Raw genomic sequence first — 24,580 nt, 5'->3', positions numbered from 1 at the left:
GCCGGGACGGTCCGCCTGAAGCAGAGCGACCGTGCCGGCCGGCGAAAGATTATTCTTCTCAAACGGGCTGCAGCCGGAGACTGTCGCACTCGGGCACCCTGCCAAGATAGGCAATACACAGATCATAATCAGACAGACGCTGAAGTTTCGCATCGTCACCTTTCCTTTCCAGTTCTTCTTTTTGAGATTGCACAGCCTGGTCGACGATAAGCCGATTGCGCCCTTCGGTGCGGGCGGCAGGCAGCAGCCAGAGCGCGTTGATGACGATGACGGCGGCAACGGCCAGGGCGATCCCGACAACGCCGCCTAGGAAGGCAGAACCGCGCGAGATCATCCTTCCACCGCCCCGCGAATGTCCTTCACCGCGGCGATGATCTGGTGACGTAGCAGAAGCAGAAGCACGAGTGCGACGATCGACACGCCACCCACGGCAACTACCGTCTGCCAATCCTGCCCAAAGAGCCCGGTCAGCGCCGTCGTGAGCGAGCCGCCGATCCCGATCAGCCAGCCGGACTGATTGGTCTTGTTCTTCACCTGCGTGTCGACATCATCCGGCACGACTGGCTTCTGCTCGACGACCGTCTTCTCCTCGGTGACCGGAGCGGCTTTCACCTCCGGCTTTTCCGCCTCGCCGGGCACGAGCGCGACAAGCGCCTGGTGCAGCGCCGCGCGCGTCTTCGGCCCCACGTCGCCATCTACCTCGAGTCGATGGTCCGCCTGGAACTGCCGCACGCCGTCGGCCCGATAGCCGAGCAGGACAAGGGCAACACGGCCGTAGCGATTGATACGATCGGCAAGCCCGTTCTTGCCGCCGTTGATCTTCTTCGTCAGTGTCTCGATGTCGCCTTCGTTCGCCCATTTGTTGAGGTTGCGGCTCTCCCAATACCAGAGCGGCACCAGCCCCTCCCACGGATCGGTGTTGACGAGATCCGGCGAGGCAACGAAATCCAGCGGGTTATAGCTCCGCTGCCGGCACCAGTCGCGAAACTGCCGGTAGTTGCTCTAGCCGGTGAGCTGCATGGCGGTGCGGCCGCGATAGAGATTCCATCGCCATCCTTCTCAGGGGTGTTGCCGATATCGGTGCGGGTGTCATAGCCCTTCTGCGCCGGCGTCGGCCCCCAGATCTCTCGGTCGAAGCGGAAATCGCCGCCCTCATGCATCAGCTGCGGCAGGAACTGCGCCAGGATATGCGGCTTGTTCATGCCGAGATCGTCGGCATAGCGGTCGAGCGAGAGATGACGGAATTCAGATTGCTGTCGTTGACGCGCGAAAGCGCAGCCGCGCGCACCTGCGCGGCAGTGATGGCAAGCATGATGATGTCCTTTGGTTCGAGCTTTGCTGTGGTCAATCGGCTGGATTGCCCTCATGCCCACGCATGAAGGAGCGCCCACGCGGTGACGTGGTGGTGATGGTCATTTGTTCTTCGAGTCCTTGTGGTGCGATGGGTGAGAAGCTGGCGTTTTGTTGTTGAACGCTTGCGGCTCTTAATGGTAGGCGAGATGCGATAATCAGGGGGTGGGGTAATGAAAGCCGGTTTTTTCGTTGATACGTACAACCACTACACGTCTTTAAGTGAAAAGTACGATTCCATCGGCTGGAACACAGGCAACATCCTTTTTTTTGAGGCGATCAAGAAAACGATCGATTGCGACATCATCCAGTCGTTGGAAGACTGGAAGATGGAGGATTACGACGCATTCATCACGACAGAATTTATTTGGATTCAAGAGAGCACCAAGCCATCTGATCGGCTATTAAACCGCATCAAGATAGCCAAGAACCGTCCGATCATACCCATTAGCGTGGGCCTACAGTCTGACGGTTTTAACCCTGACTTCACGTTGCAGCCGGAAATGTTGTTTGCGCTTAAGGAGCTTGAATCTCGGTGTACGCTGGCGGTTCGAGGTGAATACACCGCGGAGACACTGAGGCGTCACGGCGTAACTAACATCGAGGTCATCGGATGCCCTTCGATGTATCAAATACCCCTTTATGCCGATAACTTGGATTTCCTAGCCAAAGAGCCATCCGCGGAATTTACGACAGCGAACTATCGTTCTTTCTACGGGGAACTGAAGCCCGCTGATCACCAGATGCTGCAATACATCGCAACACACTGCCACGGTTTTTCCGAGCAGACGCTTTTACCGCTTACCCCCGCGTCAATGCCTGATAGTCAGGTTAGGCAATGGTTTGATCGTCACACGCATTTGTTCTTTGACCTGGAATCATGGGTACGCCACAACAGCCGATACGACTTCAGTTTCGGCCTGCGCTTTCATGGCAATGTGGCGGCAATTTTGGCCGGCGTTCGATCTTTATTTATTACGTTTGACAGCCGCACAAGAGAAATGACCGATTATTTTTCCCTTCCGTCCATTGGAGCGGAGGAGTTTTCACTTGAATCCCCCCTGCTCGAGCATGCCCAACGGACTGATTATTCGTCATTCATCAACGTTTACAAAGATAGGCTGAATATTTTCACTGGTTTCCTCGAAAAAAATAGTCTCGGACTGACAAAAGAATACGGAGATCGTCTGTCCGAGTTCCGAGGATAACCACGCCGCATTCTTTTTACACGATACCGTAGGCCGCCTTGGCGTATTCCAGGATCATCGCATGATGGTCTTCGTTGCCGGCAGCAAAGATATCGTTCTGCATGGTTATAAGCTCGAACAGGTCCATATCGATACCGAGCGCTGCCAGGACGTCGGGTAGCCAGACGCGCCGATATTTACGTCGGCCGCGGTAAGGACGGGGGTGACGCCTGTGGTAATCGAAACAGGCTGTGTATTGATCCTGGTCTTCAATGCTCCGTAGAAGGCATCGACCACCGTCATGATGAGAATGGGCCGGCCGATATAGTTGGTGATATCAACTATTTTCCCGACTGCGCCACTCTCACCAGTCGAGAGATTGAGTGAGACCGATCCGCTACCTTCCTTCTTTACATAGAGCGCGTTCCATCCTGAATTTTGGCTCAATATCGGACAGGAGATGCTGCGCGGTTGTGCTCTGCGGAGTTAGGGAAGCGATGATGATGGAGGTCAGGCGTGCGTTGCCGATGCCTCGCTGACCGCTCCATTTGATCGCATCGCCGCGCGACTTCACGAACCGCATGGCGTTGCGACCATTGTAGGCATTTGCGACAAACAGCGGATTAGCCGCGTCGGCCGGCGGAGCTTTTGCGAATATCGGGCGACCGATCCCTCCATGTGACAAGGCGGTCGTCAGGGTCGCGCACGACCGTGGCCGGTAGACCGTTAAACCACGAGGTCAGGTTCGGCAAATCACGGATGCGATCGGCGAAAGTGCGAACGATCGGCATGCCAGGCTGAGTGAAGTTTGAATTGGGAATACGGACAGTGCGGGTCATGAAATTACCTCTTCGAAGCTGACGCAGTTGCGCAAAAGTCTGCCGGGATCTTGAAATGACGGTTCGGTGTCGCTGTCGCGCAGGTTGCCCCACGCACCCGATCGGGTGCCGGAACCCAGGTTGATGCCCGTGTAGGCGTAGCGAACCTTCTTGTTCGCACCGGTCGGCGTGTTGGACAGGGTCAACGTCACCTGGGCTGGTCCGGTGATAGCGACTGACGAGATCGTTGCTGAGGCACTGTCGTCCGCATATTCAAAGCCGTAGTTTTTGTCTTCCGGTAGGAGGTCGAATTCAAAGGCCAGCGCACCACGTGGCACGTTGAAATTGATGCGGCGCCATGCCTTGGCCTGGTACTCGCCCAGAACGGCATAATCCAGCGCTTGGAGATGTACCGAATCATCCATGCGGAAGATGTACTTAGGCGTCGACATGTAGAATCCAGTTGCCGACTTGCAGGCATCAAGCTGTGCCAGAGCCGGCGCCCCTGCTGCGCCCCCGGTGGATGGCGCACATCCCGCCGGAGAGATGCTCCAGCGATAAAATCCCGGATTTGGTACAGTGCCACCGGCAACAGGGTTGTGTGCGTTCCAGTCGCGGTGTTCGGGGATTTCAGCAGGCTGCCCAGCACGCGTTCCGGCTACAGCCGCAAGAGCTGCCCATGTTTCCATGCGTACTTCGCCGGCGGCCGCACCTTCAACGGCTGTTTCGATGGTAGTGCCGATCTGCCGGATGGCGGGCTTGTCCGGCTGCGATGGGGCTCCACTAGGTCCATCTGGGAAGGCGGCATCGAAAGCACTGCGGATATCGCCCATGCTGGTCTCCATGCAAATGCGCCGCGGCAAGCGGCCAGGACTAGGTCAATGATTTTCTTGAGCGTCAGATGATTGTGACAGTCACCGGGGCCGGAAGACGTTCCCGCGATGCCGGAGCCGTTGAACGGCACGGCGTAGTTGCCCCAGATGCCCTGTGGCGCCGTGGTCAGCGTCTGCTTGTATGCGATTGCATCATCAACAGACCCGACGAAGGCAGGGTCGCCACGCAATACAAACGAATCCCTCGCGCCAGCAGCGACAAGGGTGTCCATATAGGTGCCGTTCGCCGCGCGGTTCGGTGCGCCACCATTGGTCCCAAGTCGAGGGCGCACATTGCCCGCCGAGTAGGAAGTCACCGTGAAGGCACATCTGACGACATCGCCGGTAGCAAAGGCAAGCGTCTGGTGGAGGGTAGATACAGCGGCAAGAGCCCTGCTCGCCTTGCCGCCCGATATCGTCCAGCCTGATCCCTTCACCCAAACCGTGTCGCTAGCGAAATCGCCGTTGCTGAGTATGTTCGCTCTCGTGGAATCGCCGTCCGTGTACCCATAGGTAGCGGAGGCCACAACGCTAGTGTGGCAATCGGGGTATCTGTCGCGACATTCAGTGCAACGCAAGGCGCCGCTCTTTTTGGCTCGATCGGGATCACGGTCGCCTCTGTCGCATCGGCACTGGCCACAACAGCGCTGACGATAGATCGGATCGTAGCTCGGCGGAGCGCTGCGTAGATGTGGATGTTGATCTGCACCGCATTCAGAGCGTACGGTACTGAACATGGCAGCGGCCATGATAGGCCGAGCGCTCGATATGCGCACGCACGCCAAAAACCTCGGCTATGAGCCTTTCTGTGAGAATATCTTCCGGCGCGCCGGCGGCCACGACCTTGCCCCGGTGCAGGACGGCAAGACTGTCGCAGAACATCGCCGCCAGATTCAGATCGTGCAACGCGACGATGCTGGTCACCGGCAGCCGGGCCACCAGCCCTAGGATTTCCAGTTGATGCTGGATATCGAGATGGTTCGTCGGCTCGTCAAGCAGCAGTTCGCTCGGTGTCTGGGCGAGTGCGCGTGCGATGTGCACGCGCTGGCGCTCGCCGCCGGACAAAGTGTGCCAGAGTTGTCCGGCCCGGCCGGGCATACCGACATGGCAAAGAGCGGCATAGACCGCCGCGTCGTCAGCGACACCCCAGGGCGAGAGCGGGCCACGATGCGGCGTTCGCCCCAGCCGGACCACGTCAAGAACGGTGACCTGGGCGTCGGTCGTTGCCTGCTGCTCGACGAAGGCGACGCGCCGGGCGATGTCGAGACGGGACATTGCGGCTATATCTGTGTTTCCCAGCGAAACGACGCCGCTCTTGACGTTCCGCAGCCTGCAGATGAGACGCAGCAGGCTGGATTTTCCCGAACCGTTCGGTCCAAGCAGGCCGAGCGTGCTGCCGGGCGCCACCTCGATGCTGATGCCGTCGACGATCATTGCGCCGCCGGCCGACCAATGGACGTCATGGACGGAAATGCTCAAACCGGTCTCCTCGCCTTGTAAAGAATGATCGCGAAGGCCGGCGCGCCAAACAGCGCGGTGACGACCCCGATCGGCAGGATCTGCTGCGGAACGATGATGCGCGATACGATATCGGCGGTGACCATGAAGAGCGCGCCGATCAATGCCGATGCCGGCAGAAGACGGCCATGCGCAGGACCGACGACGAACCGTGCCGCATGCGGAATGACCAGTCCGACAAAGCCGATCGAGCCGACGATGCTCACCATGGCCGCTGTCATCAGCGCCGTTGCGCCCAGAAGGATCGTGCGGACGCGGTTGACCGCAATGCCCAGGGCCGCCGCCGCGTCGACCCCGAAGGTGAACGCGTCCAACGCACGGGCATGGAACATCGCGACGGCAAAACCGGCGAGAGCGACGGGTGCCGCGAGATAAACGTCCGGCCAGCGCACGCCGGCCAGGCTGCCGAGCAACCAGAACATGACGCCGCGCGCCTGCTCGGCGTTAGCCGATGTGGTGACGATGTAGGAGGTCAGCGCAGTGAAAAGCTGCGAGCCCGCGACACCGGCGAGGATGATCCGGTCCGCCCCTCCGCCGGCGCCGGCGGCCAGAGCCGAGACCAGAACGAAGGCAAGGACGGCGCCGAGGAAAGCACCGCCCGAGAGCGTCAGAACACCGTAGCCGAGCCCAAGGATCATCACCGCGACCGCGCCAGTGGAGGCGCCTGCGGAAATGCCGAGCACATAGGGTTCGGCCAGCGGATTGCGCAGCAGCGCCTGCAGGATCGCGCCCGACAGCGCAAGCGCCGCCCCGCAACTCGCGGCAAGCAGGGCGCGGCTCAGCCGATAGTCCCAGACGATGCCCTCATGGATGCGGCTGAGTTCGAATGACGCCCCGAAAATCCGATTGGCCACCGCCTTGGCGGTTGTTGCGAGCGGAATGGGAATCTCGCCGATCGAAACGGCGAGACTGATCATGAAGGCGAGCGCGGCGAGCGCCAGCGTGGCAAGCGCAAGACGCGACCACCACCGGCCCTCGGCCGCCACGGGTTGCCCGGCCGCCGCAAGCGTCACTGCGACAATCCGAACGCCTTGATGCCTTGCGCCAGCGTCTCGATGCCGTCGATCGTGCGGATCGTCGGGTTCATCGACTGCGCATCCATCTGGATGAAGCGCTTGTTCCTGACCGCGTCCAACTGGCTGGTGACCGGATCCTTCTCGAGGAAATCGATCTTCACCGCCGGATCGTCGGCTGCATAGCGGCGACGGTCCATGGTGGCAATGACGATGACGGAGGGATTGGCCGAAGCGATCGTTTCCCAGCCGACCAGCGGCCATTCCTCCTCGGTCGTCACGACATTCCGGGCGCCGAGCGTCTTCAGGATATAGGCCGGGGCGCCGTTCTTGCCGGCAATGAAGGCATCCCCCGCCACTTCCTTGCTGGAAAACCAGAACACGACCGGGATATCGCCGAGTTTCGCGCCGCCGATCGAAGCGACGGCGGCGGATTCCCGCTTCTTCAGGTCCGCGATCAGCGCATCGCCGCGATCCTTTATGTCGAAGATTTGCGAGAGTTCGCGGATTTCCTGACAGATCAGGTCCATCGTGAAGAGTTGCTTGCGCACGCCATCGCCGCCATCGGTATTGACCTTTGCGACGCAATCGGCAGGCGAGACATAGGTGTTGATGCCAAGGGTTTCAAACTGCTCGCGTTTTCCGACCGACCCTTGCGATCCGACATGCCATTCGAATTCGGCGGTGACGAGATCCGGCGCCTCGCCGACGACGGATTCGAAGCTCGGGTCGTTGTCGGCAAGACGCTTGATCCTCCGGTTTTCGGCCTCAAACTCTTTCAGCACCGGACCGACCCAGACGGCAGTCCCGGCAACCTTGTCGACCAGGCCAAGCGAGAACAGGATTTCGGTCATGCCCTGGCCAATCGAGACGATCTTCTGCGGCGGCTTGTCGAAGCGGACGGTGTGGCCGCAATTGGCGAGTTCCAGGGGATAGTGCGTCGATGCGGCCGCGGCCGGTGTGGAAAGGCATCCCAATGCGATGGCTGCTGCAGATATCGGCGCGAAGATACGGGAAAAGGCGACGAGGCGCCCGGCGAGGCGGTCGAAATCGATCATGACGGTTCCTTTCCGGGCAACCCCGCCCGGGTGAGTGGATCTTGCTTTCGACGGCAGGTCTCCTGGCTTGCGAACATGTGCTTTGCGTCTGCCTTCCCGCAAAACCCGAAGGGTCTCGCAGTGGCATGGCGCCTGCAAAGGCGCCACGAGGACGATTGGCAATCCGCTTACAGTTGCGGGGGCAGCCACGGTCTTGGTCCCTGTTGGGTCTTCCGCACCGTGTTCCCTATTAATCCCCTCGAAGTCATCCATCGGGGAACCGTCGGCAATGGTTTAGTCCGAACGTGGCAACAGCGTCAAGATGGCCGGCGTCGCTGTTCAACCGCGTTTGATCGGTTTGCTAAGGCATCAACTGACCGCCATTGACCTCGATGATCTGGCCGGTGATGTAGCCGGACAAAGCGGGCGACGCCAGGAACAGATAGGCGCCGACGCAATCATCCGGTGAGCCGACCCGGCCCATCGGCACGGTACGCCGTTGCGCGTCGAGCATCTCGGGGCTGGTGTAGCGTTCATGGAACGGCGTGTCGATGATGCCGGGCGCCACGCCGTTGACGCGGATGCCGTCGCCGGCGAATTCCTTGGCGTGGCCGCGGGTGATGGTCGAGACGAAGCCTTTGGCCGCCGCGTAGAGGATCGCGCCGTTGCCGCCGCCGTTGCGGGCGGCGATCGACGTTGTATTGACGATGAAGCCGCCCTGTTTGCGCAGCCATGGATGTGCGGCCCGCGTCGCGGCAAGCACCGAACGGGCGTTCAGATCCATCACGCGCTGGTAGTGCGCATCACTCATGTCGGCGGTCGGGACGCGACCGAGCATGCCCCCGGCATTGTTGATCAGCCCGTCGAGCCGTCCGAAATGACTGGCTGCCTCCTCGACCACCCGTTCCGCCGCCCCATCTGCGGAGAGGTCGCCCTGGACCACCACCGCCTTGCCGCCCGCCGCCTCGATGTCCGCCAGCAGTTTGGTTGCCGCCTGGCGGCTCTCATTGTAATGGATCGCGACTTTTGCGTGCTGGGCAGAAAACGCCCTCGCCAGCGCCGCGCCGATGCCGGTCGATGCACCGGTAATCAGGACTGCTTTTCCCTCGAGATCGGGGATCCGGATCCCCTGCCATATGCTCAGTTCGCCTGTCATGCGTCGTCCTCGGTTGCCGGTCCACGTCCTTCATTCCGGAAGCAAGATAACGCTCGGGTCGGAATTTTCCAGCTTCAGCGCATGGCCGCGCCGCAACACGCCCGCCAAAAGGCAACAGAGCGGCGACGGCACACAGCGCTATCCCCATCGCCATCGGAACGGCGGTGCCATCGAAGAAGATCGACGCAACCATCATCTACGAGGCCGTGCCGGCGATCTTCGCCATAGTCCTCGCGCGCCAGAACCGCCGTCGTCGGGATGACCAAGGCAGCCGTAGCCGACGAAGAAGAATGCAGCCGGAAGCGGTAGCGGGTTGAAGCCAAGGCTCATGACGATAGCCAGCGTTGCCATGGTGAGGGCAAATGCGGTGACCGCGACACGCATGCCACGCACGAGGCCCAAGCGCTTGCCGAACCCGCCGGTCGCCTGCGACACGCCAAAAAACGATACCGCAGCGTCAGGCGACCAGCGGATACCCTAATCGCTGCGCCTCTCGTTCCAGCTCCGCCAACGCTTCATAGTCCGCGTCGGACAGAAGGACAAAATCCTTCAGCGCCAACGCGTCCCGCACCGGCGCGAGCGATGGTTCGATGATCGCCTGCTGCAACACCTGCCTGAGCAATGACACCTCTTCGTCGGAGGCGCCGGCGCGGGTGACAAGCGGCAGTCCCGGCCCCTTGGCCGTTTCGGCGAGGATACGAACTCCCGCCAGGCTCTGCGGGTCAAAGCGCAGCACATTGCCGTAGGTGACGCAGTCGATTGCCGCCACATCCGCCTTGCCGGCGATGATCGCCGCGATGCTGTTGCGATGCCCGCCCGTCTCGACCACCGAGGAAAAGAACCGCCCATTCCGCGCCAGCGGCGCGACTGCCGCACGAAACAGGTTGACGCCGGAATTGCTGATGGGCTCGTTGATCGCGGCCCTTGCGCCGCGCAGGTCTTCCAGCGACCGGGCGCCGGAATTCTCTCGAACGACGATAAAGCTGCATTTGAACGGTCCGTTGCAACCCGGATGGGCATGGACAGGCGTCGCGACGAGCCGCACCTTACCGCGCAGCTGTTTGACATAAGGAAAGCCGCAGGTCTGGGCGAGCAGCAGCTCGGGATCCGTCCAGGCCTCCTTGTACCCCACAGACGCGTTGAGCGTGTCGGGAACATCATCCAGACCCGCCCGCCTCAAGGCGCCGCTCAGGAAATTCCACAAAGCCACCGTAGCTTCGGCGAGCGGTGGCGGGCTGGTATACATGGCAAGGCTGGCAAGACGCATTCGGGAACTCTCGCAGTGACGGGTGAACTTACCACAGTTGGGCTGGCGCAGTTCGCAGTCAGCCGCGATTCGGTGCGATCACGAATGGTTGGGATGCGTGATGCTGTCATGCGGCTTCACGAAGAACCGGCGGGCGATGTCCCAATAGCTGTTATAGACCAGCCCGCCATTGGTGGCGATAAGGTCGTCGCGGTTCAGGCGATAGACTCCCGGCAGGCGGTACCAGGAAATTCCGGGCTTCAGGTGATGCAGCACATGCAGGTTGTTGTAGAGGAACAGCAGACCGAACAGATGGCTGTTTTCGACGATCGCCGTCCGCTCCTCGTGCCGCTCGGCATATCGGTGTTCGGCGTAGCTCCGCAGCCGCGTCAGCGCCGCCGCGAGATAGACGAAACCGAAGAAATAGAGCCAGAGCGGCATGTTACAGACGGCGGTGACCCAAAGGACAACGAAGGCGGCGCCAATCAGGTGGACCGTCCAGATGCGCGCCCGGCCAGGCTCTCCCGCCCCCAACAGCCGGGCTTCCTGCACCAGAAAGCTCAACAGCATCACGGCCGGGCCGATGGTCAGCCGCCCAAACAGCGTCGTGTTCCAGCGCGCAAGCACCCTGCCCACCGGACCAAGCCGCTGCCAGGCCGCCCTGGTGAAATAGGAGGATTCGGGATCCTCGATCGGGTCCGTCAGATGCTCGTCGCGGTGATGTTCCAGATGGCTCTCGCGGTAGATCTCATAGGGCAGCCAGAGCGAGAGCGGGACCGAACCGATGGCGTTGTTGATCCGCTGGTTGCCCGTCGGATGGCCATGGATGACCTCATGCTGCAGCGATCCATGCCAGGCGACCAGCCAGCCGCCGGCAAGCGCAACGACAGGCAATGGCAGCGCGTCCCACCACCAGGTCACCGCCAGAAAACCCCCATAGATCACGGCCGTGAGAACGACGGTCGGCCATTCCAGGCGGCGGCCCGCGACCTTGATGATGTAAGACGGCTTGCTGGTCATGTGGTGCTGTTCCCCGGCGTCGAGGGAACCTACATCGAAGCGTCGCCGGTTAAACAATTATGCTTATCTATTTTATAGACTATTTTGGAAAAATTCGTTCCGGTTCGGTGCCTTCAGGCAAAGTTCTCGCAGGTCCACCTCTCCGGCATGCGAAGGGAGGGTGCCTACATCCACGAGGCCGGTGTCTTCGGCAGCCTGCTGTCGGGATCGACCACATCAAGGCGCGGCGCGCCATTTGTGTTCCACCGCCAAAGCGCCACGCAGGTTCCGCCCGGTGACATGAAGGAAGGGTAGACCACCCCGTCGAAATCCTGCTTGATCAGCCGTTCGCGCAGCCGATGGGTCTCGGGCACCTCGCCCTTGTCGAGATCCATCCGCCATTCGCACCGATGAATATCGGCTGGCGTGTCGAGCTTTGCGAGCGCCGCTTCATCGGTCAGGTCGGCCAGCGTGGCGTCTTTGAGTTCCAGCTGCGCGATCAGTGCCGGATGCTGGACAAAGCCCTGATTGTATTCCGCCCACGCCGTCGAGAGTTCGCAAGCCGCATAGATCGTCGGCGCGCCGATGGGGTTCCAGCGTCCGCCAAACCGGGCCGCGCCTTCGCCCGACAATGGCACGAAGGCGCGCCAGAGGGTCAGCTTACCCGCGTCTTTATCAGGCATAGACGCCGGAACGCACCGCCTCGAGATAGGCCAGCACCTTGTCCGACTTGCCCTCGCTCACCAGATCAAAGGCCGTCTTGCCCGCCCAACCAGGGATCGGCTGATGCTTGAACCAGATGGTCGCGCGGTTCTCGTCGCCGGCCATTTCGCTTGCCATGGCAAGGATGCGCACGACATGGCTCAAGGCGTGGTCCACCTTTCGCGCGCCGGATTTTGCCGTCAGCGTGTTGCGGGCAACGCCGATTAGCCGGGCGAGCTCGGACAGCGTGACGCCGAGCTGTTTCGCAACCCTATCCGCCGACAGGAACGGCGATTGCCCGTCCCCGAACCGGGTTGCTGTCGTATCCAAGCTCAAAGCCGTCATGGCACATTCCTAGCACATCTTGATAAACACAATATCAAAATATGCTCAAACTGTGCACATTTCAAGCGCAGTATATCTAGCCCGGCTTGCGCCAGCTCGGCTCCCGCTTCTCCAGAAAGGCCGAAATGCCTTCCTGCGCCTCCGCCGTCTCCCAGCTGTCGGCCAGACGTTCAATCGTCGCTTCGATGACCGCGTCGGTGATCCGCATCCCCAGCGATCGCGCCAGCGCCTTAGCGCGTCCAACGGCGCCGGGAGCCACCTGCAGATAAGGCTGGATCTCCGCCTCCATCGCCTTGTCGAGCACGGCCATTGGCACCACGCGCGTCACCAATCCGGCCGCGTGCGCCTCATGCGCGCCGATGATCTTGCCGGACATGAACAGCGGCCGCGCGTGGCCTTCGCCAATGCGGGCCACCACATAGGGGCTGATGGTCGCCGGGATCAGCCCGAGCCGCGTCTCGGTCAGCCCGAATTTCGCCGTGTCCGCGGCAATGGAAACGTCGGCAACGGCAAGCAGACCGATGCCGCCGCCAAAGACATTGCCGTGGACGCGGGCGATGACAGGCTTTTCCAGGTCGTTCAGTGCCTTGAACATCTGCGCCAGCCGCCGCGCCTCCGCCATCCGCGTCGCCCGGTCGGCCTCGACCTGCGCCTTCATCCAGCCGAGATCGCCACCGGCGCAGAAGCTTGTGCCCTCGCCGGTCACCTCGACGACACGCACGAACCGGTCGATCCCCAATTGCCCTGCCACATCCGTCAACTCGTCGATCATCGCGGCCGAGAGCGCATTGTGTTTCTCCGGGCGGCCAAGCGTCAGGCGCGCCACGCCCCGGTCATCGACAAACAGGTGAATCGTCTTGAACGTCATGTGAAACTCCTCAATGCGCGCGCGAATTCCGCAGCCGTAGCGAGCGCGCCTTCGCTGAGACCCGTCTCGAACCCGCGGCCTTTCAAATAGCGGTCGACCAGTAGCGTATCGACATTGCCCTTGGCGCCCGGTGCGTATGGGCAGCCGCCCAAGCCACCCACCGAAGCGTCGAACACGCGGATGCCGCGATCCAGCGCGACGCCGATATTGTCGAGCGCCCGTCCCGACGTATCGTGAAAATGTCCGGCGAGCCTTGCCGGCGGGATCGTCGTCATCACCGCCGTCAACATGCGGTCGACCGCATCCGGCGTTCCCCGGCCGATCGTATCGCCGAGACTGATCTCGTAACAGCCGAGCTCCATGAGCTGTGCCGCGACATCGGCAGTGCTCGCCGGGGCGATGGCGCCGTCATATGGGCATTCTACCACGCAACTGACATAGCCGCGCATCGCAATGCCGTGCTTCCGTGCCGCCTGCGCGACCGGCACAAACCGCTCGATGCTCTCCGCTATGGAGCAATTGATGTTGTGCCGCGAAAACCCCTCTGACGCCGAGGCAAAGATCGCTACCTCGTCTGCGCCTGCTGCCAGCGCCGCCTCAAACCCCTTCATGTTGGGTGTCAGAACCGTATAGCGCACCCCCGGCCGGCGTGCGATCCCGGCCATGACATCGGCTGCATCGGCCAGTTGCGGCACCCATTTCGGGCTGACGAAACTCGTCACCTCGATCCGCTCGAACCCGCAGGCCGACAACAGGTCGACGAGCCTGATCTTGTCTGCCGTATCGATCGGCACCTTCTCGTTCTGAAGCCCGTCGCGCGGCGCCATCTCGACGATCGAAACGCGGTTCGACGCGCCGCCTGTATCCGTTCGTGACATCACGCGGCCTCGGGCTTCAGCGACAACAGGACCGTGCCCTCGGCGGTCTGGTCGCCCTCGGCGACATTCAGGCTCTCGACGACGCCGTCGCGGCTTGCCGACAGCGTCAGTTCCATCTTCATCGCCTCCATGACGACCAACGCGTCACCTTTGGAAACAGCGTCTCCCGCCTGGACGCGCACCAGCTTGACCAGTCCCGGCATGGGCGCAACGACACGATCGGTTCCGGCAGCACTTTCGGCTTCGCCATCCAGCGGATCAGGCAGGTGGAAATCATGGGCCTGGCCGTCAAGCAGCAAAGTCAGACCGTGCGGGGTCTCCAGCAGCAGCAAGCGGAGCTGCCGGCCGTCGACCTCGGCATGACAGCCCCCGTCGAAGCGGCCGAAAATGCGCACCGGCAGGACGCGGCCGCCGATATGAACTGCAAACAGATCGAGCCCTCGCGCTGCCACGCGCAAGTCATGCCGCTCGCCGCCACGATCAAGCGTCACCGTGCGCGTCGCCTGCCCCCAGATCTGCCAGTGGCCAAGCGACAGCCAGGGATCGCCGGCGGGCCGTTTGCGCAGGATGCCAAGTGACAGGACCGCCGCCAGCGCCACCGCTGCCGCATCGGGCGCCTCAGTCACCGCCAGTGTCTCGACCTCTCGGTCGATCAGGCCGGTGTCAGGATGGCCGGCTGCAAAGTCCTGCTGCTGGCTCAGGCGGCGAAGGAATTCGAGATTGTTGGCAACGCCGCCGATATGGCTCTGTATCAAGCCCTCCGTCAGCCGGGCGAGCGCGGCGGCTCGGGTCGCGCCGTGCACGGTGAGTTTTGCAATCAGCGGATCGTAATAGGGACTGATGCGATCGCCCTGCCTGACGCCCGCGTCGATCCGCACTTCGTCATCCGGGAAGCTCAGATGCCACAGCGTGCCGGTCGACGGCAGGAATCCGCGCGCCGGATCCTCGGCATAGACGCGTGCCTCGAAGGCCCAGCCGTTAATCGCAAGCTCGGACTGCCGCTTCGGCAAGGGCTCTCCATTTGCCACCCTCAGCTGCCATTCGACAAGATCAAGCCCGGTGATCGCTTCCGTCACCGGATGTTCCACCTGCAGCCGCGTGTTCATTTCCATGAAAAAGAACCTGTCCGGCTGCAGCCCATCGGAGACGTCGACGATGAATTCGACCGTGCCGGCCCCCTGATAACCGATTGCCTGCGCCGCCCGAACGGCCGCCTCGCCCATGGCCATGCGCATCTCGGCCGTCATGCCCGGTGCCGGTGCCTCCTCGATCACCTTCTGGTGCCGTCGCTGCAAGGAGCAGTCGCGCTCGAACAGGTGCACAACATTGCCATCGCGGTCGCCGAAGACCTGGATTTCGATATGGCGGGGCCGTTGCAGAAATTTCTCGATCAGCACGGCGCCATCACCGAAGGCCGCTTCCGCCTCTCGCCGCGCAGCGTCGAGTGCCGCACCGAAATCTTCCGGCCGGTCGACCCGTCGCATGCCCTTGCCGCCACCGCCCGCCCGCGCCTTGATCAGAACGGGAAAACCGATGTCGGTGGCTTGTTCGCTCAGGAAGGCAGCGTCCTGATTGTCCCCATGATATCCTGGAACAACAGGTACGCCGGATTGCTCCATCACCACCTTGGCCGCATCCTTCAAACCCATGGCTCGGATGGCAGCTGGGGAAGGCCCGATGAAGGCCATCCCCGCCGCCTCGACCGCCTCGGCGAAATCCGCATTTTCCGAGAGGAATCCATAGCCTGGGTGGATCGCCTGGGCACCACACCGTTGCGCCACACTGATGATGCGTTCGATCGAAAGATAGCTCTCGGCGGCCACGGCGGTACCGATGCGGAAGGCCTCATCGGCCATTTCCACATGAAGCGCACCGGCGTCGGCATCGGAATAGACCGCTGCTGTGCGGATGCCGAGGCGTTTCGCCGTGCGGATGATGCGGCAGGCGATTTCACCTCGGTTGGCAATGAGGATCTTCGAAAACATGGTGTATCCCGGTTACTGCGCGGCCACGACTTCGACCTCGAGAAGCCAGGCCCCGTCAAAAATACCGGCGATCACCACCGTCATCGCCGGCGCCAGGCTACCGAGATACTCGCTGCGGATCTCGCGATTGGCCGAGGTATGATGCCGGTCCGCAAGATAGGTGGTCACCTTGACGATATCCGCCTTCGTCATCCCCGCGGCCTTCAGCTGCGCATCAACGTTGAGCCAGACCTGGCGGGCTTGCGCCTCGAAGCCAGCCGGGACGGTGTCGTCGGATGAGGCCGGTATCTGGCCGCTGACGAGCAGCAGCCGCTGGAAATCCTCGAGCCGGACGGCCTGCGAATAGCCGCCGCGGGGTTGAGGGGCATTCTTGGCATTGAAAGCTTCGCGTTTCATTGTCGTCTCCTCACATCCTGAACAGGCCAAAACGGGTATCGTCTATCGGTGCATTCAAGGTCGCCGAAAGGGAGAGCCCCAGCACGTCACGGCTCTTTCGCGGATCGATGATGCCATCGTCCCAAAGCCGTGCCGAAGCATAGAGAGGATGGCTTTGGGTCTCGAACAGGTTGAGCACCGGCTGCTTGAATTTCGCCTCGTCTTCTTCGCTCCAGGGGGTGCCTGCCCGCTTCAGCGCATCGCCGCGCACGGTCGCGAGCACGCCCGCCGCCTGCTCGCCGCCCATCACCGAAATCCGGCTATTGGGCCAGGTCCACAGGAAACGCGGCGAAAACGCCCGGCCGCCCATGCCGTAGTTGCCAGCACCAAAGGAGCCGCCGACCAGCATGGTGATCTTCGGCACCTTCGTCGTCGCCACCGCCGTCACCAGTTTGGCGCCGTGCTTGGCGATGCCTTCCGTCTCGTATTTCCGCCCGACCATGAAGCCGGTGATGTTCTGCAGGAAAACGAGCGGAATCTTGCGTTGGGAACACAATTCGACGAAATGCGTGCCCTTCAGCGCGGATTCCGAAAACAGCACGCCGTTATTGGCGATGATGCCGACGGGAATGCCGTGCACATGGGCAAAGCCGCAGACCAGCGTCGTGCCGTAGCGCGCCTTGAACTCGTCCAGCCGCGAGCCGTCGACCACGCGGGCGATCACCTCGCGAATATCATAGGGCGTGCGCAGATCGAACGGGACGATGCCGGCAATATCCTCCGGATCGTACACAGGTGGCTCCGGCGCCTGCCGCACCACGCTCGTGACGGAGGGACGGTTGAGGTTGGCCACGGTCCGGCGCGCCAGTGCAAGCGCATGCGCATCGTCGCGCGCCAGGTGGTCGGCAACCCCGGAAAGGCGGGTATGAACATCACCACCGCCGAGATCCTCGGAAGAGACGATCTCGCCGGTCGCCGCGCGCACCAGCGGCGGGCCGGCCAGAAAAATGGTGCCCTGCCCCTCGACGATGATCGCCTCGTCCGACATCGCCGGCACATAGGCGCCGCCCGCCGTACACGAGCCCATCACCACGGCGATCTGCGGAATGCCGGCGGCCGACATGTTGGCCTGATTGTAGAAAATGCGGCCGAAATGGTCGCGGTCCGGAAATACCTCGTCCTGGTTCGGCAGGTTGGCACCGCCGGAATCGACAAGATAGATGCAGGGCAGGTTGTTTTCGGCGGCGATCTCCTGTGCCCGCAGATGCTTTTTCACCGTCATCGGATAATAGGTGCCGCCTTTGACCGTCGCGTCATTGCAGACGATCATGCAGTCGCGGCCGGAAACGCGGCCAATGCCGGTGATCAGGCCGGCTGCCGGCGCATCGCCATTGTAGAGCCCGTGGGCGGCGGTCATGCCCGTTTCGAGGAACGGTGTTGCCGGATCGAGCAGCTGGGCCACGCGCTCGCGCGGCAGCATCTTGCCGCGGCTGACATGACGGTCGCGCGCCACTTCGCCGCCGCCGCCAGCTGCCAAAAGCGCCGCCTCTTCTACCACGCGCATCGCTTCGGCCATCGCCGCGCTGTTGGCGCGGAATGCCTCCGTAGACGTTGAAATCTGCGATTTCAGAACAGCCATTCATCCCCCGATCGACCCGACATCCGGTAGTCGTCCCCCCCTATATCCGAAGCAACGGCCCGGTCAGTGCCTCCGGTGCTATGCCGTCTCGCCGAACAGCTCCCTGCCGATCAGCATGCGTCGTATCTCCGAGGTTCCCGCGCCGATCTCATAGAGTTTCGCGTCCCTCAGCAACCGCCCCGCCGGATACTCATTCGTATAGCCATTACCGCCCAGCACCTGGATGGTTTCGAGCGCCAGCGCCGTCGCCCGCTCGGCCGCGTAGAGGATACAGCCGGCAGCGTCCTTCCGTGTCGTCTCGCCCCGGTCGCAGGCCGCCGCTACGGCATAGACATAGGCGCGCGCCGCGTTTAGCGTCACATACATATCGGCGATCTTGCCTTGCATCAGTTGGAATTCTCCGATCGGCTGACCGAACTGCTTTCTTTCATGCAGATAGGGGAGTGCCGCGTCGAGGCAAGCGGCCATGATCCCGAGCGGCCCCGCCGAAAGCACGACACGCTCATAGTCCAGCCCCGACATCAGGATCCGCACTCCACCGCCGACAGCGCCTAGCACGTTGTCCTCCGGCACTTCGCAATCCGCAAAAATCAGTTCGCAGGTGTTGGAGCCGCGCATCCCAAGCTTATCGAGCTTCTGGCCGGTCGAGAAACCGGCAAAGGTCTTTTCGATGAGAAACGCCGTGATGCCGCGCGCGCCGGCTTGAGGATCGGTCTTGGCATAAACCACGAGCACATCGGCATCCGGGCCGTTGGTGATCCACATCTTGTTGCCATTGAGCACATAGCGGTCGCCGCGCTTGTCGGCCCTGAGCTTCATGGAAACGACATCGGAGCCGGCACCCGGTTCGGACATCGCCAGCGCGCCGACATGCTCGCCGGAAATGAGCTTCGGCAGATAGCGAGCCTTTTGCGCATCCGAGCCGTTGCGGTTGATCTGATTGACGCAGAGATTGGAATGCGCGCCGTAGCTTAAACCGACCGACGCCGAGGCGCGGCTGATTTCCTCCATCGCTACGCAATGGGCAAGATAGCCAAGCCCGCTGCCGCCATAGGCCTCATCGGCGGTTATGCCAAGCAACCCGAGATCACCCATTTCCCGCCATAGCGGCGCCGGAAAGCTGTTGTCCCGATCGATATCGGCCGCCCGCGGCGCGATGCGCTCGCCGGCAAATCGGCGCACGGTCTCCCGCAGGGCCTCGATCTCTTCGCCCAGAGCAAAGCTCAAACCGCCTGAATACATCGGGTCTCCTCCCCCTATCACGTCACGCCGTCTTCACCGTCCTCACAGGAGAGACGGAGACGACATCCACCGCGGCCTCGCCGGGCGCACTTGGCGAACACCTGCATTCCTCCCGGGGCCGCAACTATCCAATTGGGCCGGCCAAGGGACTCCTCTTCCATTTCGCCGGTACCGATTTCGACACTATCACACCCGCCCGACAATTTCCGAACCAAGACAGGGGCTTGGACGCACGTTTTGCAAAAATTGTGGTGCGAAATCGGTTGTTTGACATGGCAACCCCACGGCGCAGTGTACATCACACTACGAATGCCCTGCTCGCTTTTGCTCCTCACCCTAACCTCTCCCCCCACGCGGGGAGAGGGAATGAACAGAGGATGCCGCTTGCCCCTTCCCAGAACGGGGAGAAGGGAGCCCCTCCTATCGAACAAGGAAGCCAGACGAGCGGCAAGAGTGCGTACCTTGCGCCGGCGGATGAGCGCGATGGCCCTTGCGCGAGACCGCCATAGGCCCCAAGACGAGACAACAGGATTCGACACTGGACAAATACATGACGGCAAAGCAGATCGCGATCATTGGCGGCGGGCCGACAGGGCTGGCGGCAGCGGAGGTGCTGTCACTGTCCGGGCATGCGGTCACGGTCTATGACGCCATGCCGACCTTCGGCCGCAAATTCCTGCTCGCCGGCAAGTCCGGCCTCAACATCACGCATTCCGAGGATTACGCGCGCTTCGCCAGCCGTTTCGGCGCCGCGTGCGAGCGACTGCGCCCCGCGCTTGATGCCTTTACTCCCGCAGACGTGCGGGCATGGGCGTCCGGGCTCGGCACGGAAACCTTCGTAGGGACGTCCGGGCGTGTTTTCCCGAAAGTGATGAAGGCATCGCCGCTTCTGCGTGCCTGGCTCGGGCGGCTGGAGGCGCAAGGCGTGACGCTCTTCACGCGCTATCGCTGGACGGGTTTTGAGGGCGATGGTCTCGTCTTCGAAACGCCGAATGGAAGAACAATTGTCCGCAGCGATGCCACATTACTTGCGCTGGGCGGCGCCAGCTGGCCGCGTCTGGGCTCTGATGGTGCCTGGACGACGCTGTTGCGCGACAAGGGCGTTGAAATAGCCGACCTTCAGCCCGCCAATTGCGGTTTCGACGTGGCCTGGAGCGACGTCTTCAAGGACCGCTTCGCGGGCGCGCCCCTGAAAGCGGTAACCACGACCTCCGACGCTGGCACCTTTCCCGGCGAATTCGTCATCTCCTCCCATGGCATCGAAGGCAGCCTTGTCTACGCGCATGCGGCTGCCTTGCGCGACAGGCTGAGCCAGGACGGCCGGGCGATGCTGGTCATCGATCTCGTACCGGGAAGAAGTATCGAACGCCTGGCGAAAGACCTCGCACGGCAGGAGGCAAAGGCCAGCCTTTCCAACCGCCTGCGCAAGGGCGCCGGGCTGGAAGGCGTCAAATCCGCCTTGCTGCGGGAAGTCGCGCCCGAAGCCACCGATCCGGAAAGACTTGCGCGGTCTATCAAGGCGCTGCCGATACCGCTGCTTGGGCCGCGCCCGATCTCCGAAGCGATTTCATCGGCCGGCGGTGTTCGTCTCGACGATCTCGACGAGCGATATATGCTCAAGGCGCTCCCCGGCGTCTTCGCTGCCGGAGAGATGCTGGATTGGGAGGCGCCCACCGGCGGCTATCTGCTGACGGCCTGCTTCGCCACGGGTCGCGCCGCCGCGCGCGGCATCCTCGCATGGCTGCATGCCCAGTGACGATCTTCAGCCGGAGGTTTTCCGTGCCGGTCTCTGGTCGATCAGTTCGAAGATGGTGGAGACGGGCACCACCTGGTTCGCCCGAAGCTTGACGGCCCCATCCATGCCGACGAGCAGCAGGGCAAAGTCGCCATCAGCGACATCGAGATCATAGCGGATGGCATGGGGGTTGAGATCATAGTGCGGACCGAACAGCACCTTCACGTCGCCGCGGCCGACCTCCAGCACGATCAGGTCGCGCTCGCGCAGTCCCGCGGTTTCAGCCAGCAGCCTGTCTGCCTGGCGCTTCGCTTCGTCGGGATGGTCGCCGGGAAAGATGACGAGAACCCGGTGGCGCCATTCAAAATCGACAAGGCTTTCCCCGCCATGCTGCGGATCGATCCCCGTGCCGAGCATAGCGGCGGTCAGAGATTTCAGCATTGCCTTGATCCTCGTATCATTGAATTTTCCATAAGGAGACAAACCGGCAAACCGCTTTTTGGTTCCTGATTTTCGACCCAGGGATGGCGTTATTGAACGAGGATAGCCCGAAAGTCGTTGACGTTCGTGCCGGTCGGGCCTGGCGTGAATAGACCACCGAGGGCAGCAAAGGCGGACCAGCTGTCATGGCGGTCAAGGAGGGCCGCCGCATCGATATCGACCTTGGCAAGCCGGGCGACGGACGCGCCATCCGCAAACGCCCCCGCATTGTCTTCGGATCCGTCGATCCCATCCGTATCTGCCGCAAGCGCCGATATCCCGGAGAGGCCATCGATGCCGAGCGCCAGCGACAGGAGAAACTCGCTGTTGCGTCCGCCCTTGCCCGCGCCCTTGCCCGCACCCTTGCCGCCGTCCTTGATCGTCACGGTCGTTTCGCCCCCGGAGAGGATGACGACGGGCTTGCGGAACGGCCGGTTGCGCATGGCAACCTCGCGCGCGATCGCAGCATGCACACGTCCCACCTCGCTCGCTTCCCCTTCCATGGCATCGGAAAGAATGACGGTTTCGACACCCGCCGCGCGGGCCATCGCTGCCGCCGCCTCCAGCGAAACCGCAGCCGACGCCACGAGCCGGACGGTATTTCTCGCAAAGCGCATATCGGACGGTCGCGGTGCGGCGGCGTCGCCGCCGCGAATGACATCCATGATCTTCTGCGGCAGGTCCAGCCGGTGGCGCTCGATATATTTCAGCGCGTCCTCGCGCGTACTGGTGCAGGCGATCGTCGGCCCGGAAGCGACCAGTGCTGGATCGTCGCCGGGAATGTCCGACACGACCAATGACACTACCCTTGCGGGATACGCCGCAGCCGCCAGCCGCCCGCCCTTGATCCCGGAAACCTGCTTGCGCACCGCATTCATCGCACTGATGGGGGCACCTGAGGCCAAAAGTGCCCGGTTGACGGCAATCTCGTCATCCAGCGTCAGCCCATCCGCCGGCAGTGGCAACAGCGCCGACCCGCCACCGCAGATCAGCGCGACAACGAGATCGTCTTCGCCAAGGGCACCTACCTCTTCCAGTAGCCTTCGCGATGCCTTCAACCCACTTTCATCCGGCAGCGGATGCGATGCCTCCAGCACGTCGATCCGCTCGCAGGGGGCGCCGTAGCCGTAGCGCGTCACGACCGCACCCGAGAGCGGACCGTCCCAGAGCCGTTCGAATGCCTGCGCCATCTGGGCGGCACCCTTGCCGGCACCGATCACGACAGTCCTGCCCTTCGGTTTTTCCGGCAGGTTCGCTGCCAGCACCTTGGCCGGATCAGCGGCCGCGACCGCCGCATGAAAGAGTGTTTCCAGAAAGGTCCTGGGGTTTTCGATCGCAGGCATGATTCATGTCCTCGTAGGTCAGAAAGACCGGACGGCAGTCCTCCTTGCCGCCCGGTCGGTTCGTCAGGCGACCGCGTGGTTTGCCATGCGTTCAAGAGCCTTGACGAGGCCCGAGTGATCGAGGCCGCTGTCGCCATTGGCGGCGCAGTTGTTGAACAGTTCCTGCGTCGCCGCCGTGTTCGGCAGCGAGATGCCGAGAGACTTTGCCCCCTGCAGTGCCAGGTTCAGATCCTTCTGGTGCAGCGAGATACGGAAGCCCGGGTCGAAGGTGCGCTTGATCATGCGGTCGCCGTGCACTTCCAGGATGCGCGAGGAGGCAAACCCGCCCATCAGCGCTTCGCGCACCCGGGCCGGGTCGGCGCCGGCCTTGGACGCGAAGACGAGTGCTTCGGACACGGCCTCGATGGTCAACGCGACAATGATCTGGTTGGCAACCTTGGTGACCTGTCCGTCGCCGCAATCGCCGACCAGCGTGATGTTCTTGCCCATGAGCTTGAACAGCGGCAGAGCCCGATCGAAGCTCTCCTGCGTGCCGCCTGCCATGATCGAGAGCGACGCCTGCCTGGCGCCAACCTCGCCGCCCGAAACCGGCGCGTCCATATATTCGGCCCCCGTTTCGCGGACCTTCTTGGCGAACTCCTTGGTCTCGATCGGCGAGATCGAGCTCATATCGACGACAAGCTTGCCCTTTGACAGGCCATAGGCGACACCGTTCTCACCGAACAGCACGTCGTTCACTTCCGGCGTGTCCGGCAGCATCAGGATGATGATGTCGACCTCTTCGGCCAGCGCCTTCGGGTTTTCCGCAAACAAGAGGCCGTTGTCGACCAGCTCCTGCTTCGGCGGGATGAAGAATTTCGAGGTGACGACGGTGTGGCCGGCATCCTGCAGATGGCGCGCCATCGGCGTGCCCATGATACCCAGTCCGATAAAGCCGATTGTGGCCATGATGCTTAGCTCCTGATCTTGATGATGTCTGCGCTGTGCGGCTGCCGGCTCGTCTGCGCGAACCAGCCGAGCCCTTCCATGGTCGTCGTGCGCGGCTTGTATTCGCAGCCGATGAAGCCGTCATATCCGGCGGCTTCGAGCGCCTCGAATACAAACGGATAGTTGATCTCGCCTGTGCCCGGCTCGTTGCGGCCCGGATTGTCGGCAAGCTGGATATGGGCGATGCGATCCTGGTATCTGCGGAACGTGCCGATCAGTTCGCCCTCGGTCCGCTGCTGGTGATAGAGATCGTACTGGATGAACAGGCTATCGCTGCCGACCTCCGCGATGATCGACCCTGCCTGTTCGACCGTGTTGAGGTAGAAGCCGGGAATGTCGAAGCGGTTGATCGGTTCGATCAAAAGCCGGATGCCGTGCCTGCCAAGTTCGGTTGCGGCCAGCCTGAGATTGGCGACGAAGGTTGCCCGCAGCACCTCGCGCGAAATTCCGGCCGGTTCGATGCCCGCGAGGCAGTTGACCATCGTGCAGCCGAGCGCCGTCGCATAGTCGATGGCCGACACCACGCCGCGGCGAAACTCGTCCACCCGGTCGGGCAGGATGGCGATGCCGCGCTCGCCGCCGGCCCAGTCGCCGGCCGGCAGGTTGTGCAGCACCTGGGTCAGGCCATTGGCATCGAGGGCAGCCTTCAGCGCATCGGCGTCGAAGTCGTAGGGAAAGAGGTATTCCACCGCATCGAAGCCGGCCTTGGCGGCGAGCGCGAAGCGATCGGGGAACGGCGCCTCGTTGAAAAGCATGGTCAGGTTTGCCGCGAATTTCGGCATGAACAATCCTCCGTTTCTTGTCA

The 24,580-nt window shown here is 62.3% G+C and carries 23 protein-coding genes, 1 pseudogene and 1 riboswitch; of the genes and pseudogenes, 2 read left to right on the top strand and 22 right to left on the bottom strand.

Going from position 1 to position 24,580, the window contains the following annotated elements:
- Positions 1-58: 58 nt before the first annotated feature.
- Entirely contained in the window at positions 59-334 is a 276-nt protein-coding gene (locus A3AY_RS0128875; protein WP_018329152.1) for a hypothetical protein, read from the bottom strand.
- On the bottom strand, positions 331-897 hold the full coding sequence (locus tag A3AY_RS40895; protein WP_245275964.1) for a peptidoglycan-binding protein: 567 nt from the start codon (positions 895-897) through the stop codon (positions 331-333). Before A3AY_RS40895 ends, A3AY_RS0128875 begins: the two co-directional genes overlap by 4 nt.
- A gap of 626 nt (positions 898-1,523) precedes the next feature.
- Between A3AY_RS40895 and A3AY_RS0128865 the strand changes: the two genes are divergently transcribed.
- Positions 1,524-2,558 (top strand): polysaccharide pyruvyl transferase family protein, encoded by a 1,035-nt coding sequence (locus A3AY_RS0128865; RefSeq protein WP_018329150.1) that lies wholly within the window; start codon positions 1,524-1,526, stop codon positions 2,556-2,558.
- 814 nt (positions 2,559-3,372) lie between these two features.
- On the opposite strand, the gene A3AY_RS39470 is transcribed toward A3AY_RS0128865, so the two are convergent.
- From A3AY_RS39470 to A3AY_RS0128775, 16 genes and pseudogenes are all read right to left on the bottom strand, one after another.
- The gene (locus tag A3AY_RS39470) at positions 3,373-4,188 is read right to left on the bottom strand and encodes a hypothetical protein (protein WP_154663344.1); all 816 of its coding nucleotides are present in this window, start codon (positions 4,186-4,188) and stop codon (positions 3,373-3,375) included.
- A 753-nt stretch (positions 4,189-4,941) separates the two neighbouring features.
- Complete coding sequence (locus A3AY_RS0128840) at positions 4,942-5,661, bottom strand: ABC transporter ATP-binding protein (RefSeq protein ID WP_420830259.1); 720 nt, start codon at positions 5,659-5,661, stop codon at positions 4,942-4,944.
- A 41-nt stretch (positions 5,662-5,702) separates the two neighbouring features.
- Positions 5,703-6,758 carry an iron ABC transporter permease gene (locus tag A3AY_RS0128835; RefSeq protein WP_018329145.1) on the bottom strand — a complete coding sequence of 352 codons (1,056 nt, stop codon included), beginning with the start codon at positions 6,756-6,758 and terminating at the stop codon, positions 5,703-5,705.
- The gene (locus A3AY_RS0128830) at positions 6,755-7,816 is read right to left on the bottom strand and encodes an ABC transporter substrate-binding protein (RefSeq protein ID WP_018329144.1); all 1,062 of its coding nucleotides are present in this window, start codon (positions 7,814-7,816) and stop codon (positions 6,755-6,757) included. Before A3AY_RS0128830 ends, A3AY_RS0128835 begins: the two co-directional genes overlap by 4 nt.
- Before the next feature lie 35 nt (positions 7,817-7,851).
- Positions 7,852-8,095, bottom strand: a riboswitch (cobalamin riboswitch).
- 61 nt (positions 8,096-8,156) lie between these two features.
- Positions 8,157-8,951, bottom strand: a complete 795-nt coding sequence (locus A3AY_RS0128825; RefSeq protein ID WP_018329143.1) for an SDR family NAD(P)-dependent oxidoreductase — start codon at positions 8,949-8,951, stop codon at positions 8,157-8,159.
- Between the two features lie 112 nt (positions 8,952-9,063).
- Positions 9,064-9,404, bottom strand: a pseudogene (locus A3AY_RS40210) (multidrug effflux MFS transporter); the annotation flags it as partial.
- Positions 9,405-9,408: 4 nt separating this feature from the next.
- Complete coding sequence (locus A3AY_RS0128820; protein WP_018329142.1) at positions 9,409-10,218, bottom strand: phosphate/phosphite/phosphonate ABC transporter substrate-binding protein; 810 nt, start codon at positions 10,216-10,218, stop codon at positions 9,409-9,411.
- Positions 10,219-10,296: 78 nt separating this feature from the next.
- The gene (locus A3AY_RS0128815; RefSeq protein ID WP_018329141.1) at positions 10,297-11,217 is read right to left on the bottom strand and encodes a fatty acid desaturase; all 921 of its coding nucleotides are present in this window, start codon (positions 11,215-11,217) and stop codon (positions 10,297-10,299) included.
- Between the two features lie 164 nt (positions 11,218-11,381).
- Positions 11,382-11,879, bottom strand: a complete 498-nt coding sequence (locus A3AY_RS0128810; protein WP_018329140.1) for an RES family NAD+ phosphorylase — start codon at positions 11,877-11,879, stop codon at positions 11,382-11,384.
- Positions 11,872-12,243: an antitoxin Xre/MbcA/ParS toxin-binding domain-containing protein gene (locus A3AY_RS0128805; protein ID WP_018329139.1), complete on the bottom strand. Its 372-nt coding sequence runs from the start codon at positions 12,241-12,243 to the stop codon at positions 11,872-11,874. The genes A3AY_RS0128810 and A3AY_RS0128805 overlap by 8 nt, the downstream gene beginning before the upstream one ends.
- A gap of 76 nt (positions 12,244-12,319) precedes the next feature.
- Positions 12,320-13,111: a crotonase/enoyl-CoA hydratase family protein gene (locus A3AY_RS0128800; protein WP_018329138.1), complete on the bottom strand. Its 792-nt coding sequence runs from the start codon at positions 13,109-13,111 to the stop codon at positions 12,320-12,322.
- Complete coding sequence (locus A3AY_RS0128795) at positions 13,108-13,989, bottom strand: hydroxymethylglutaryl-CoA lyase (protein WP_018329137.1); 882 nt, start codon at positions 13,987-13,989, stop codon at positions 13,108-13,110. The genes A3AY_RS0128800 and A3AY_RS0128795 overlap by 4 nt, the downstream gene beginning before the upstream one ends.
- Entirely contained in the window at positions 13,989-15,974 is a 1,986-nt protein-coding gene (locus tag A3AY_RS0128790) for an acetyl/propionyl/methylcrotonyl-CoA carboxylase subunit alpha (protein ID WP_018329136.1), read from the bottom strand. The genes A3AY_RS0128795 and A3AY_RS0128790 overlap by 1 nt, the downstream gene beginning before the upstream one ends.
- Positions 15,975-15,986: 12 nt before the next feature.
- On the bottom strand, positions 15,987-16,370 hold the full coding sequence (locus A3AY_RS0128785) for a RidA family protein (RefSeq protein ID WP_018329135.1): 384 nt from the start codon (positions 16,368-16,370) through the stop codon (positions 15,987-15,989).
- 10 nt (positions 16,371-16,380) lie between these two features.
- A complete protein-coding gene (locus A3AY_RS0128780) occupies positions 16,381-17,988 on the bottom strand; it encodes a carboxyl transferase domain-containing protein (RefSeq protein ID WP_018329134.1) in 1,608 nt (535 codons plus the stop codon).
- Between the two features lie 78 nt (positions 17,989-18,066).
- Positions 18,067-19,230, bottom strand: coding sequence for an isovaleryl-CoA dehydrogenase (locus A3AY_RS0128775; RefSeq protein ID WP_018329133.1), 1,164 nt, complete (start codon positions 19,228-19,230; stop codon positions 18,067-18,069).
- A 550-nt stretch (positions 19,231-19,780) separates the two neighbouring features.
- Here A3AY_RS0128775 and A3AY_RS0128770 point away from each other — a divergent pair.
- The gene (locus A3AY_RS0128770; protein WP_018329132.1) at positions 19,781-20,986 is read left to right on the top strand and encodes a TIGR03862 family flavoprotein; all 1,206 of its coding nucleotides are present in this window, start codon (positions 19,781-19,783) and stop codon (positions 20,984-20,986) included.
- Positions 20,987-20,992: 6 nt separating this feature from the next.
- Here the strand turns inward: A3AY_RS0128770 and A3AY_RS36435 are convergent, their stop codons facing one another.
- The 4 genes from A3AY_RS36435 to hyi all read right to left on the bottom strand — a co-directional run bounded on the left by A3AY_RS36435 (position 20,993) and on the right by hyi (position 24,557).
- Positions 20,993-21,406: a DUF4174 domain-containing protein gene (locus A3AY_RS36435; RefSeq protein WP_018329131.1), complete on the bottom strand. Its 414-nt coding sequence runs from the start codon at positions 21,404-21,406 to the stop codon at positions 20,993-20,995.
- An 89-nt stretch (positions 21,407-21,495) separates the two neighbouring features.
- Positions 21,496-22,788, bottom strand: a complete 1,293-nt coding sequence (locus A3AY_RS0128760; protein ID WP_018329130.1) for a glycerate kinase type-2 family protein — start codon at positions 22,786-22,788, stop codon at positions 21,496-21,498.
- Between the two features lie 63 nt (positions 22,789-22,851).
- Positions 22,852-23,736 carry a 2-hydroxy-3-oxopropionate reductase gene (locus A3AY_RS0128755; RefSeq protein ID WP_018329129.1) on the bottom strand — a complete coding sequence of 295 codons (885 nt, stop codon included), beginning with the start codon at positions 23,734-23,736 and terminating at the stop codon, positions 22,852-22,854.
- A 5-nt stretch (positions 23,737-23,741) separates the two neighbouring features.
- Positions 23,742-24,557, bottom strand: coding sequence for a hydroxypyruvate isomerase (gene hyi, locus A3AY_RS0128750; protein WP_018329128.1), 816 nt, complete (start codon positions 24,555-24,557; stop codon positions 23,742-23,744).
- Between the last annotated feature and the right edge of the window lie 23 nt (positions 24,558-24,580).

The organism is Rhizobium giardinii bv. giardinii H152, assembly GCF_000379605.1.
GTDB lineage: Bacteria > Pseudomonadota > Alphaproteobacteria > Rhizobiales > Rhizobiaceae > Pararhizobium > Pararhizobium giardinii.
Note: the sequence above shows the minus strand (reverse complement) of the source record. Positions and strands in the feature narration are given on the sequence as shown.

Excerpts from the sequence above, each read along its gene's own strand:
- A3AY_RS0128875 (WP_018329152.1), bottom strand. The coding sequence starts at position 334 with ATGATCTCGCGCGGTTCTGCCTTCCTAGGCGGCGTTGTCGGGATCGCC.
- A3AY_RS0128865 (WP_018329150.1), top strand. The coding sequence starts at position 1,524 with ATGAAAGCCGGTTTTTTCGTTGATACGTACAACCACTACACGTCTTTA.
- A3AY_RS39470 (WP_154663344.1), bottom strand. The coding sequence starts at position 4,188 with ATGGGCGATATCCGCAGTGCTTTCGATGCCGCCTTCCCAGATGGACCT.
- A3AY_RS0128840 (WP_420830259.1), bottom strand. The coding sequence starts at position 5,661 with ATGATCGTCGACGGCATCAGCATCGAGGTGGCGCCCGGCAGCACGCTC.
- A3AY_RS0128830 (WP_018329144.1), bottom strand. The coding sequence starts at position 7,816 with ATGATCGATTTCGACCGCCTCGCCGGGCGCCTCGTCGCCTTTTCCCGT.
- A3AY_RS0128825 (WP_018329143.1), bottom strand. The coding sequence starts at position 8,951 with ATGACAGGCGAACTGAGCATATGGCAGGGGATCCGGATCCCCGATCTC.
- A3AY_RS0128820 (WP_018329142.1), bottom strand. The coding sequence starts at position 10,218 with ATGCGTCTTGCCAGCCTTGCCATGTATACCAGCCCGCCACCGCTCGCC.
- A3AY_RS0128815 (WP_018329141.1), bottom strand. The coding sequence starts at position 11,217 with ATGACCAGCAAGCCGTCTTACATCATCAAGGTCGCGGGCCGCCGCCTG.
- A3AY_RS0128810 (WP_018329140.1), bottom strand. The coding sequence starts at position 11,879 with ATGCCTGATAAAGACGCGGGTAAGCTGACCCTCTGGCGCGCCTTCGTG.
- A3AY_RS0128805 (WP_018329139.1), bottom strand. The coding sequence starts at position 12,243 with ATGACGGCTTTGAGCTTGGATACGACAGCAACCCGGTTCGGGGACGGG.
- A3AY_RS0128800 (WP_018329138.1), bottom strand. The coding sequence starts at position 13,111 with ATGACGTTCAAGACGATTCACCTGTTTGTCGATGACCGGGGCGTGGCG.
- A3AY_RS0128795 (WP_018329137.1), bottom strand. The coding sequence starts at position 13,989 with ATGTCACGAACGGATACAGGCGGCGCGTCGAACCGCGTTTCGATCGTC.
- A3AY_RS0128790 (WP_018329136.1), bottom strand. The coding sequence starts at position 15,974 with ATGTTTTCGAAGATCCTCATTGCCAACCGAGGTGAAATCGCCTGCCGC.
- A3AY_RS0128785 (WP_018329135.1), bottom strand. The coding sequence starts at position 16,370 with ATGAAACGCGAAGCTTTCAATGCCAAGAATGCCCCTCAACCCCGCGGC.
- A3AY_RS0128780 (WP_018329134.1), bottom strand. The coding sequence starts at position 17,988 with ATGGCTGTTCTGAAATCGCAGATTTCAACGTCTACGGAGGCATTCCGC.
- A3AY_RS0128775 (WP_018329133.1), bottom strand. The coding sequence starts at position 19,230 with ATGTATTCAGGCGGTTTGAGCTTTGCTCTGGGCGAAGAGATCGAGGCC.
- A3AY_RS0128770 (WP_018329132.1), top strand. The coding sequence starts at position 19,781 with ATGACGGCAAAGCAGATCGCGATCATTGGCGGCGGGCCGACAGGGCTG.
- A3AY_RS36435 (WP_018329131.1), bottom strand. The coding sequence starts at position 21,406 with ATGCTGAAATCTCTGACCGCCGCTATGCTCGGCACGGGGATCGATCCG.
- A3AY_RS0128760 (WP_018329130.1), bottom strand. The coding sequence starts at position 22,788 with ATGCCTGCGATCGAAAACCCCAGGACCTTTCTGGAAACACTCTTTCAT.
- A3AY_RS0128755 (WP_018329129.1), bottom strand. The coding sequence starts at position 23,736 with ATGGCCACAATCGGCTTTATCGGACTGGGTATCATGGGCACGCCGATG.
- hyi (WP_018329128.1), bottom strand. The coding sequence starts at position 24,557 with ATGCCGAAATTCGCGGCAAACCTGACCATGCTTTTCAACGAGGCGCCG.